This window comes from Actinoplanes sp. CA-131856, from assembly GCF_050956135.1.
Lineage (GTDB): Bacteria > Actinomycetota > Actinomycetes > Mycobacteriales > Micromonosporaceae > Actinoplanes.
Genome location: NZ_CP191849.1, coordinates 1,726,291 through 1,737,323, shown reverse-complemented (window position 1 = coordinate 1,737,323; position 11,033 = coordinate 1,726,291). Strand labels below are relative to the sequence as shown.

General features: G+C 69.6%; 9 protein-coding genes. 6 read left to right on the top strand and 3 right to left on the bottom strand.

Annotated features, from left to right (window positions below; translation table 11 throughout):
* The first annotated feature begins 76 nt into the window (after positions 1–76).
* From ACQP2X_RS08375 to ACQP2X_RS08365, 3 genes are all read left to right on the top strand, one after another.
* Positions 77–481, top strand: coding sequence for a YjbQ family protein (locus tag ACQP2X_RS08375; RefSeq protein ID WP_498695510.1), 405 nt, complete (start codon positions 77–79; stop codon positions 479–481).
* Between the two features lie 156 nt (positions 482–637).
* Positions 638–3,379: a pyruvate dehydrogenase (acetyl-transferring), homodimeric type gene (aceE, locus tag ACQP2X_RS08370; RefSeq protein WP_498695508.1), complete on the top strand. Its 2,742-nt coding sequence runs from the start codon at positions 638–640 to the stop codon at positions 3,377–3,379.
* 91 nt (positions 3,380–3,470) lie between these two features.
* Positions 3,471–5,582 carry a methyl-accepting chemotaxis protein gene (locus tag ACQP2X_RS08365; protein WP_498695507.1) on the top strand — a complete coding sequence of 704 codons (2,112 nt, stop codon included), beginning with the start codon at positions 3,471–3,473 and terminating at the stop codon, positions 5,580–5,582.
* Here ACQP2X_RS08365 and ACQP2X_RS08360 read toward each other — a convergent pair.
* Entirely contained in the window at positions 5,579–6,112 is a 534-nt protein-coding gene (locus ACQP2X_RS08360) for a dihydrofolate reductase family protein (RefSeq protein ID WP_498695506.1), read from the bottom strand. The two genes, ACQP2X_RS08365 and ACQP2X_RS08360, sit on opposite strands and share 4 nt — an antisense overlap.
* 113 nt (positions 6,113–6,225) lie before the next feature.
* Between ACQP2X_RS08360 and ACQP2X_RS08355 the strand changes: the two genes are divergently transcribed.
* The 3 genes from ACQP2X_RS08355 to ACQP2X_RS08345 all read left to right on the top strand — a co-directional run bounded on the left by ACQP2X_RS08355 (position 6,226) and on the right by ACQP2X_RS08345 (position 9,748).
* Entirely contained in the window at positions 6,226–7,467 is a 1,242-nt protein-coding gene (locus ACQP2X_RS08355) for an MFS transporter (protein WP_498695504.1), read from the top strand.
* 13 nt (positions 7,468–7,480) lie between these two features.
* Positions 7,481–8,887: a glutamate--tRNA ligase gene (gene gltX, locus ACQP2X_RS08350; protein ID WP_498695503.1), complete on the top strand. Its 1,407-nt coding sequence runs from the start codon at positions 7,481–7,483 to the stop codon at positions 8,885–8,887.
* Positions 8,888–9,100: 213 nt separating this feature from the next.
* Positions 9,101–9,748: a hypothetical protein gene (locus ACQP2X_RS08345; protein ID WP_498695502.1), complete on the top strand. Its 648-nt coding sequence runs from the start codon at positions 9,101–9,103 to the stop codon at positions 9,746–9,748.
* A 3-nt stretch (positions 9,749–9,751) separates the two neighbouring features.
* Here the strand turns inward: ACQP2X_RS08345 and ACQP2X_RS08340 are convergent, their stop codons facing one another.
* Complete coding sequence (locus ACQP2X_RS08340) at positions 9,752–10,504, bottom strand: hypothetical protein (protein WP_498695501.1); 753 nt, start codon at positions 10,502–10,504, stop codon at positions 9,752–9,754.
* Positions 10,501–10,989 (bottom strand): sigma factor-like helix-turn-helix DNA-binding protein, encoded by a 489-nt coding sequence (locus tag ACQP2X_RS08335; RefSeq protein WP_498695499.1) that lies wholly within the window; start codon positions 10,987–10,989, stop codon positions 10,501–10,503. Before ACQP2X_RS08335 ends, ACQP2X_RS08340 begins: the two co-directional genes overlap by 4 nt.
* Between the last annotated feature and the right edge of the window lie 44 nt (positions 10,990–11,033).

The following is an 11,033-nucleotide window of genomic DNA, read 5'->3' as shown; positions in this document are numbered from 1 at the left end:
TAAATAAGGCTGAAACGGGTTTATAGGGCTGATGCATCGGCGGGCGGCCTGGTAGAGGGGCTGGCAGACTTTCGCCATGCGCACAGAAGTGATCACGGTTCGCACCGGCAACCGCCCCACCGTCCGCGACATCACGGCCGAGGCGGCCCGGTTCGTCGAGTCCGAAGGAGACGGGATTCTCAACGTCTTCGTCCCGCACGCGACGGCCGGCATCGCGATCATCGAGACCGGCGCCGGGTCGGATGACGATCTGCTGACCGCTATCGACGATCTTCTGCCTGCTCAGGACAAGTGGCGGCACCGGCACGGGTCGCGCGGACACGGGCGCGACCACGTTCTGCCGGCCTGGATCCCGCCGTACGCCTCATTGCCCGTCATCGATGGCCGAATGGCACTCGGAACGTGGCAGTCGGTCTGCCTGGTGGACACCAACGGAGACAATCCGGAGCGCCAGGTACGGTTCAGTTTCCTGCCCGCCTGACGTTAAGAGGATGTTACTGGTCAGTACGTGTGTCGCGCATCGCGTACCCGGACGGTAGGCGTGACGACGCACACTGCGAAGGGGCAGGATGGAGTTATTACCGCGCGACTCACACAATGGGCCGCTCGGTCCGACACCCGACCAAGAGGAATGCCTGTGGCCACGGAGCGCAAGCGCCCGGTGATCAGCGACGGCCTGCCGAGCCAGCTTCCGGACATCGACCCCGAAGAGACGAACGAATGGGTCGAGTCCCTCGACGGAGTCATCGACGAACGGGGCGCCAAGAGAGCCCGTTACGTTATGTTGCGCCTGCTCGAGCGGGCGCGGGAGCGACAGGTGGGCATCCCGCCCCTGACCTCCACCGACTACGTCAACACGATCACGCCCGAGCGCGAGCCGTGGTTCCCCGGTGACGAGTTCGTCGAGCGCCGCATCCGCGCCTACATCCGGTGGAACGCCGCGATGCTGGTGCACCGCGCGCAGCGCCCCGAGATCGGCGTCGGCGGCCACATCTCGACGTACGCGTCGAGCGCCAGCCTCTACGAGGTCGGCATGAACCACTTCTTCCGCGGCAAGGACCACCCGGGCGGCGGCGACCACATCTTCTTCCAGGGCCACGCCTCCCCCGGCATGTACGCCCGGGCCTTCATGGAGGGCCGGCTCTCCGAGAACGATCTGGACGGTTTCCGGCAGGAGCTGTCGCACCCGGGTGGCGGCCTGCCGTCGTACCCGCACCCGCGCCTGATGCCGAACTTCTGGGAGTTCCCCACGGTCAGCATGGGCCTCGGCCCGCTGAACGCGATCTACCAGGCGCGGTACAACCGCTACCTGCACAACCGCGGCATCAAGGACACCAGCCAGCAGCACACCTGGGCGTTCCTGGGCGACGGCGAGATGGACGAGGTCGAGTCGCTCGGCGCGATCGGCCTGGCCGCCCGTGAGGAGCTCGACAACCTCACCTTCGTCATCAACTGCAACCTGCAGCGCCTCGACGGCCCGGTCCGCGGCAACGGCAAGATCATCCAGCAGCTGGAGTCGTTCTTCCGCGGCGCCGGCTGGAACGTCATCAAGGTCGTCTGGGGCCGCGAGTGGGACCCGCTGCTCGCCGCCGACAGCGACGGCGCGCTGGTCAACCTCATGAACGTGACGCCCGACGGTGACTACCAGACCTACAAGGGCGAGTCCGGCGCGTACGTCCGTGAGCACTTCTTCGGCCGTGACCCGCGCACGCGCAAGCTGGTCGAGCACCTGTCGGACGACGAGATCTGGAACCTCAAGCGCGGCGGCCACGACTACCGCAAGCTCTACGCGGCGTACAAGGCGGCCATGGAGCACACCGGCCAGCCGACCGTGATCCTCGCCAAGACGATCAAGGGCTGGACGCTGGGCTCGCACTTCGAGGCGCGCAACGCGACCCACCAGATGAAGAAGCTGACCCTGGACGACCTCAAGGGCTTCCGGGACCGGCTCTACCTCGACATCAGCGACAAGCAGCTCGAGGAGAACCCGTACCTCCCGCCGTACTACCACCCCGGCGAGAAGTCCGACGAGATGCAGTACATGCTGGAGCGCCGGCGCGAGCTCGGCGGTTCGATCCCGAGCCGCCGGACGAAGGGCAAGATCCTCCAGATCCCCGACTCCAAGGCGTTCGGCGACGTCAAGCGGGGCAGCGGCAAGCAGAAGATCGCCACCACCATGGCCTTCGTACGCCTGCTCAAGGACCTCATGAAGGACAAGGAGTTCGGCGCCCGGTGGGTGCCGATCATCCCGGACGAGGCCCGCACCTTCGGCATGGACTCGCTCTTCCCGACCAAGAAGATCTACAACCCGCACGGCCAGACCTACACGTCGGTCGACCGGGAGCTCTTCCTGTCGTACAAGGAGGCGACGAACGGCCAGATCCTGCACGAGGGGATCAACGAGGCCGGTTCGACGGCGAGCTTCATCGCCGCCGGCACGTCGTACGCCACGCACGACGAGCCGATGATCCCGCTGTACATCTTCTACTCGATGTTCGGCTTCCAGCGGACCGCCGACGAGTTCTGGGCGGCCGCCGACCAGATGACCCGCGGCTTCCTGCTCGGCGCCACCGCCGGGCGGACCACGCTCAACGGTGAGGGCCTGCAGCACGAGGACGGCCACTCGCTGCTGATCGCGGCGACGAACCCGGCCGTCGTGGCGTACGACCCGGCGTTCGCGTTCGAGATCGCGCACATCGTCGAGGACGGCCTGCACCGCATGTACGGCGAGAAGCAGGAGAACGTCTTCTACTACCTCACCGTCTACAACGAGCCGGCCATCCAGCCGGCCGAGCCGGCCGACCTCGACCGGGAGGGCCTGCTCAAGGGCATCTACCGTTATTCGGCGGCGCCGGACGGGACGACCGGCCCGAAGGCCCAGCTGCTGGCCTCCGGCACCGGCCTGCCCTGGGCGCTCAAGGCCCAGCAGCTGCTGGCCCAGGACTGGGGTGTGGCGGCCGACGTCTGGTCGGTGACCTCGTGGACCGAGCTGCGCCGCGACGCGGTCGAGACCGAGGAGCACAACCTGCTCAACCCGGGCGACCAGCCCCGCAAGCCGTACATCGAGCAGAAGCTGGAAGGCACCGAGGGCCCGGTGGTCGCGGTCAGCGACTACATGCGGGCCGTGCCCGACCTGATCGCCCGCTGGGTGCCGAACGACTACACGTCGCTGGGCACCGACGGTTTCGGCATGAGCGACACGCGGCACGCGCTGCGCCGCCACTTCCACGTGGACGGTGAGTCGGTCGCGGTGGCCACGCTGCGCCAGCTCGCGCTGCGCGGCAAGGTGCCGTCGCACGTTCCGGCCGAGGCGGCCAAGAAGTACGCGATCGACGACGTGAACGCGGCGCCGGTCGGCGAGACCGGCGGCGACAGCTGAGTTTTTAAAGAGCCGGGTCAGTCTTCGTACGAGGACCGGCCCGGCTCAGTCGTCTCCAAAGCGTGCCGATAGGTACGGAGTGGGACGCGGCATGCAGATCAGTCACAAGCTCCTCGCGCTCGGCCTGGGCGGGGTGATCGGCACCGCCGGCGTCCTGGTGGCGGTCGGGGCGTGGGAGAGCGCCGATTTCGCCGAGAACACCGAGCGTGAGGTGGTCGCGCAGAACGACGCGAACCTCCAACAGATCACGAGCGACGTGACCACGCTGGTCTCCTCGGTCGGCGACGAGGTGCAGAACAGCGTCGACGTCTCGATGAACGCGGCCGACAAGTTGCTGGCCCAGCGGGGCGGGGTCGAGTTCTCCAGCCGCACGGCGACGTGGACCGCCACCAACCAGGTCACCAACGCCAAGACGACGGTCACGCTGCCCCGGATGACGATCGGCGGCAGTTGGCTCGGGCAGAACAAGAATCTCAAGGTCACTACGCCGTTCGTGGACGACGCCGCCTCGATCTCGGGCGCCGTGGTCACCGTCTTCCAGCGGATGAACACGGCGGGCGACCTGCTCCGGGTCGGCACGACCGTGAAGGCGGCCAGCGGCAACCGGGCCATCGGCACCTACATCCCGGCCACCTCGGACGGCAAGGCGAACGCGGTGGCCGCGGCCATCAAGGCCGGCAAGTCGTACCGGGGCGTGGCCAAGGTGGTCGACACCTGGTACATCACCGCCTACGACCCGATCAAGGACGCCTCCGGCGCGGTGGTCGGCTCGTTGTTCGCCGGCCTTCCACAGTCGGACGCGCTGGCCAACCTGACCGCGGCGGTCACCGCGGGCGAGGTCGGCCAGAACGGCTGGGTCACCGTCTTCAGCACCGCATCGGCCGACGCCGGCCGGGTGGTCGCCTCCAGCATCGACGGTGCCTCGGACGGCGTCGACATCGACTCGACGGACGCCAACGGGGCCAAGTACGTCTCGGAGATCGTGGCCAAGGCACCGACCTTGGAGGACGACGCCACTTGGACCACGACCTACAAGCTGCCCGGCTCGGGCGGGGCCGAGGCGGGGTCGACCACCACGACGGTCGCGTACTACGCGCCGTACTCGTGGGCCATCGCGATCGGCGGCTACGACGCCGATTCGGACGGGGCGATCACAGCGGTCCGCGACGGCCGTCGCGCCATGCTGGTGGCCTTCGTGGTGGCCGCGGTGCTGCTGGCGGTGATCGGCGGCCTGTTCGCCGCGGTCCTGGCGCGCCGCATCGCGCGCCGGCTGGCCGGGCTCACCGGCGGCCTGTCCCGGCTGGCCAAGCGGGACCTGACGGTGGTCGTGCCGGTCGACGGCCAGGACGAGATCGCCGTGGCCTCGGCCGAGCTCAACACGGCGGTGGGCGAGCTTCGTACGGTGATGGTCGAGGTCACCGCCGCCTCGCACGAGGTGGCCGGAACGGCCCGGCAGGTGGCCGCGACCGGCGGCGAGCTGGCCGGGTCGGCCGACGAGGCGGCGAGCCGGGCCGGGCACGTCAACGTGGCCGCCGAGGGCGTCTCGCACGTCGTGCAGACGGTGGCGGCCGGCGCCGAGGAGATGGGCGCGTCGATCTCCGAGATCTCGAACAACGCCCAGGACGCGGCCCAGGCCGGCCGGGACGGTGTCGGGCTGACCGCGGCCGCGGCCGGCGTGATCGGCGAGCTGCGCACCTCGACCGCGGCCATCGCCGACGTGGTGCGGCTGATCGCCAGCATCGCCGAGCAGACCAACCTGCTGGCCCTGAACGCGACGATCGAGGCGGCCCGGGCCGGCGAGACCGGCAAGGGCTTCGCGGTGGTGGCGGGCGAGGTCAAGGAGCTCGCCCAGGAGACCGCGCGGGCCACCGAGGACGTGACCTCGCGGGTGCAGGCGATCGAGAGCGACACCAGCCGGGCGGTCGACGCCATCGAGGCCATCACGGCCCGGATCGCGCAGGTGAACGACTATCAGACGGCGATCGCGGCCGCTGTCGAGGAGCAGGCCGCGACCACCGCCGAGATGGCCCGCAACATCTCCGAGGTGGCCTCCGGCAGCCGGGACATCGCCGAGGGCATCAGCGTGGTCAGCGGCGCCGTCGACGGCACCCGGGCCTCGGTGGCGGTGTCGCACCGGGCCGCCGACGAGCTGGACGCGACGGCCCGCAAGCTGACCGGCCTGGTCGACCGCTTCACGGTCTAGGCCGGCACGTACGTCACCACGTCGACCCCGGTCTTGGTCTGCCAGGTCCCGGTGAGCGACAGCGCGATCTTGGTGCCGGGCTCCCACAGCTTGCGGCCCTCGCCCTGCACCACGGGATAGACCATGATCCGGTACTCGTCGATCAGGTTGTGCCGGGTCAGATAGTTGACCAGGTCGGCGCTGCCGTTGATCAGCAGGTCGGCCGGCTCGCCCTTGAGCGCCCGCACCGCGTCGGCCACGTCGCCCCGAAGGAACGTCGCGTTCCACTCGGGCTCGCTCAAGGTCGTCGTCGCCACGTGCTTCGGCATCGAGTTCATCCGCTTGCCGAAGTGGCCGGTCGCCTCCTCCATCTGGGGCCAGGCGGCCTTGAAGCCCTCGTACGTCTTGCGGCCCAGCAGCAACGCGCCCGCCTCGTGCAGGTTCGCGTCCTGCCAGGCGCCGAGCTCGTCGTTGAAGTACGGCCCGCTCCAGGACGGCTCCTCGAAGACGCCGTCGAGAGTCACGTACTCCACCGCCACGATCCTGCCCATCAGAACACCCTTCTCTCTTATTGCGACCGGATGACCACTTTCCGTAGGCTCTCTTCCCAGGGGATCGGTGATCCTCTAACCTCCGAGGAACTTTCACCTTTCGAGGAGGCCGGATGGCCGTCGCGCACGAAGCCACGGCCCTCGCCGAGCCTACGGTCCCGGTCCGCCGATCCTGGATAGGCCTGCTCTTCGCGGCCAACCTCGGCCTCTGGATGGCCTGCTACACCCCCATCCAGGTGCTGCTGCCGGAGCAGGTCGCCGAGCTCACCCAGGACAACAAGGAGCTGTGGCTCGGCCTGGTGACCGGCATCGGCGCCCTGGTCGCCGTGATCATCGCCCCGCTGGCCGGCGCGCTGTCCGACCGCACCCGCCTCCGGCTGTTCGGCCGACGCTACGGCCGCCGGCACGTGTGGACCCTCGGCGGCGTCATCGTCACCGTGCTCTCGCTGTCGGTGCTGGCCGAGGCGCCCAACCTGCTGACCGTCACCCTGGCCTGGGCGGCCGCGCAGGTCGGCATCAACGTCATGTTGGCCTCGCTGACCGCCTCGGTGCCCGACCGGGTGCCGGTGGCCCAGCGCGGCCTGGTCTCCGGCTGGATCGGCATGCCGCAGGCGCTCGGCCTGGTGCTCGGGGCCATCCTGGTCACCGCGGTGGTCACCGACATCGGGCTCGGCTACATCGTGCTGGCGTTCGGGCTGGTCCTGCTGGCCGCCCCGTTCGCGCTGCTCACCCGGGACGAGCCGCTGCCCGAGGGCCACCGGGTCAAGGCGAAGTGGCGGCTCGACCTGCGCGGCAACCCCGACTTCGCCTGGGCCTTCGGCACCCGTTTCCTGGTGCAGCTCGGCAACGCGCTCGGGACGCTCTACCTGCTGTACTTCCTGACCGACGCGGTGAAGCTCGACGATCCGGACACCGGTCTGCTGATCATGATCCTGCTCTACACGGTCGGCATGATCGCGACCGCCATGATCGGCGGCCACCTCTCCGACAAGCTCGGCCGCCGCAAGATCTTCGTGATCTGGTCGGGCGTGCTGATCGCCGTCGCGGCCACCCTGCTGGCCATCTGGCCGACCTGGCCCGTCTCGATGGTGGCGGCCCTGCTCTTCGGGGCCGGCTACGGCGTCTACCTGGCCGTCGACACCGCCCTGATCACCCAGGTCCTGCCGGCCGCCACCGACCGCGCCAAGGATCTGGGGGTCATCAACATCGCCAGCGCCGCGCCCCAGGCCATCGGCCCGGCCATCTCGGCCCCGATCGTGACCCACCTGGGCGGATATCCGGCCCTGTTCGCCCTGACCGCGCTCGTCACGATCGCCGGGGCCGTGGCGGTGGTGAAAATCCGTTCGGTGCCATAGGTACCCTTGACGCGTGACTGTACGAGTACGCTTCGCCCCCTCTCCGACCGGCATGTTCCACGTCGGCGGCGCGCGCTCCGCGCTGCAGAACTGGATCTACGCCAAGCAGCACGACGGTGTCTTCGTGCTGCGGATCGAGGACACCGACGCCGCCCGCAACCGTCCCGAGTGGACCGAGGGCATCATCTCGGCGCTCGACTGGATCGGCATCGAGCGCGGCACGTACGAAGGCCCGTACTTCCAGTCCTCCTACGCGCAGGACCACACCGCCGCCGCCACCCGCCTCTACGGCGAGGGCAAGGCCTATTACTGCGACTGCAAGCGTGAGGACGTCATCGCCCGCACCGGCAACCAGCACACCGGCTACGACGGCTTCTGCCGCGACCGGGCGCTCGGGCCGGGCGAGGGCCGCGCGCTGCGCTTCCGCACGCCCGACGAGGGCGAGACCGTGGTCGAGGACATCGTGCGTGGCAAGCCCACGTTCGAGAACAAGCTGATGGAGGACTTCGTCATCGCCCGCAGCGACGGCTCGGCCGTCTTCCTGCTGGCCAACGTCGTCGACGACATGACCATGGGCATCACCCACGTCATCCGGGCCGAGGAGCACCTGCCCAACACGCCCAAGCAGCAGCTGCTGTGGGAGGCGCTCGGGCACACCCCGCCGATCTGGGGCCACGTGCCGGTCATCGTCAACGAGAAGCGGCAGAAACTCTCCAAGCGCCGCGACAAGGTGGCCCTGGAGAGCTACCGCGACGAGGGCTACCTGGCCGCCGCCATGAAGAACTACCTGATGCTGCTCGGCTGGGCGCCCTCGGGCGACCGCGAGATCGTGCCGTGGCAGGTGATCGAGGACGAGTACCGCCTCGAGGAGGTCAACCACGCTCCGGCGTTCTTCGACGTCAAGAAGCTGCGGGCCTTCAACGGCGACTACATCAGGGCGCTCGACGTCCAGGAGTTCATCCAGTGCTGCACGCCCTGGCTGAGCGGCACCGACACGATCCCGGCCCCGCCGTGGGAGCCGTCGGCCTTCGACGCCGAGGTCTTCACCGCTGTCGCCCCGCTGGCGCAGACCCGCATCGCGGTGCTGTCCGAGATCGTGGACTACGTCGACTTCTTCTTCCTCACCGAGCCGAAGATCGACGAGGCCTCGTGGGCCAAGGCCATGAAGGAAGGCGCGGCCGACATCCTCGACGCCACCGCGACCGCCTTCGAGGCCCTGCAGGAGTGGTCGGCCGAGCCGCTCAAGGCCGCCCTCGAGGAGGTCGGGCTGGCCCGTGAGCTCAAGCTCGGCAAGACCCAGGCTCCCGTCCGGGTGGCCGTCACCGGCCGTTCGGTCGGCCTGCCCCTCTTCGAGTCGATCGAGGTGCTGGGCCGCGAGCGCACCCTGGCCCGTCTGCGCGCGGCGCGCGCACGCTTGTAACACAGTTTGATCTCAAAGGAGGCCCGTTCGGATGACCGGGCCCCCTTCGTGTTGCACGGGCTGGGTACTATTCGGCCGCTGATCAATGGCCGTCGTCGTCTCTGGGACATCCCCAGATGGCTTCAAATTCGTCGGGCTCGAGATGCGCCGGGGCACTGTTCCCGGAAGGCTTAGGCGGAAGCCATGTCCACCACGGGGCGGGGAGGCCGGACGATGGTTGGTAAGACGATCACCAGGTTGCTGGCGGTGACGGCGGCGCTCGCGGTCGGGCTCGCGCCCGCGGCGGCCGCGCAGGCGGCACCCAAGCCGGCGGCCAAGCCGAACGTCGTGCAGATCACCGGCAAGGACGTGGACGGCAAGATCCTGGTCGACCAGAAGACCCAGAAGCGGCTGTTCGACAGCCTGCTCAGCGAGGTCAGCTGGATGGCGTCGGCCAAGTCGCAGACCACCGCGCTCAAGGCCGACAAGCTCGGCGCCAAATACACGGTCACCCTGCTCAACAACAAGCAGACCCTGCAGACGTACGACCTGTTCCCGATGGCCGCCGGTGGTCCCCGGGCCCACCGCCTGGCCAAGCAGCCGACCGGCGCCAAGACCGAGGGCTGGTTCTACGGCCGGCTCACCATGCCCGAGGCGCTGCGGGTGGCCGGCGTGCCGCTCAAGGCGAAGCCCGACGTGGTCACCGGCGGCATCGGCGGCGGCATCGGGCAGGGCCTCGACGTCGAGGCGGCCAAGGAGCCGGCCGGCGTGAAGGAGTACGTGGGCGAGGTGCGCCGCCTGTTCCTGCTCAACGGCGCGGTCCTCGCGTCCATCCTCGTGGGCCTGGCCGGCATCGCCTTCCTGATCCGCCGCAAGGTGTAGGGGCTAGCCGACCGGCGTTCGGAACGGCGGGCAGCCCTTCTCACACGTCTCGGCGCCGAAAGCGTCGAAGACCCGCTCGTCGGTGGCCACCTGCTCGACCTGGGCGCCGGTGAGCCCGGGCTTGCCACGCTCGGCGCCCACGTCGCGCTTGCCGGTGGCCATCACGGCCATCGTGCGGCCGTCGCCCGGGCGCCGCGCGATCGTCTGGCGCACCTGCCAGTCCGCGTCGCTGTCGTCGTCGTAGCGGACGAACTCCAGGCCACCGGCCTTGTCCACCCGGGCGCAGGCCTTCTTGTCGGCCTTCACCGGGAAGCAGTAGTCATCCGGTTTGTCATAGACGGCCACGTCGATGGCGCCGCGCGGCTCGTCCCCGTCGACCACGTGATATCGCCGCCAGCCGTCACCCCGCTCGACCGACTTGATCCCGAGGCCACGACCGGCGATCAAGGGCTCGACCATTTCCCGTACGCCATCAGAGGCCTCCGAGACCGCGGGCGCGGGCCGGACCGTCGCCGGGGCCGACACCGCCGGGGCGACAGCGGTGGGCGCGCCCGGCAGCAGGGTGGTGGTGATCAGATAGCCGGCCGCCACGACGCCCGCCGCCGCGAGCAGCCCCGAGCCGAGCAGCAGCTGGGTGCGGCGCCGGCGCAGCCGATCGGCCCGGCGGAAGACCGCGTCGACCTCCTCACCGACCGACGGCTCCCCTTCGAGGACGTGCTCCAGCAGTTCGCGCAGCGGCCCGGTCGGCGCGCTCATCCGGCCATCGCCGCCTCGGACTCGGTGAGCAGCTTCTCCAGCGCGGCCAGACCGGCCCGCTCGTAGGCGCCCACCCGCTCGTCGTCGAGGTCGAGCATGGCCCCCGTGGCGTCCACGTCGAAGCCGTCCCAGTAGCGCAGCACGAGAACGGCCCGGCAGCGCGGCGCGAGCTTGTGCAGCGCGTCCAGCAGCAGGATCGACTCGGCGGCGACCCCTTCGGCGCCGGCCGAGGCCACGAAGACGTGCTCGCGGCGGCGGTTGCGCTTGCGGCACGACTCCATCAGGTCGGCGTACGCGTAGACGTCGGCGTCGGCCACGGCGCCGCGCCGGCTGTCCACGACCAGGCGCGCCAGCGTGGCGCGGGTCAGATCGGCGGCGAGCTGCCAGTCGCCGCACATCAGGAAGGCGGACCGGCGCAGGTGCGGCAGGCGGGCCGCGACGAACGTGCGCAGGGCGGCGTCTTCCTCACCCTCGTTTCCGGACATATGCCCTTTATAGGCGCGGAAGGGGGTGCCGGGGCGCGGAACGC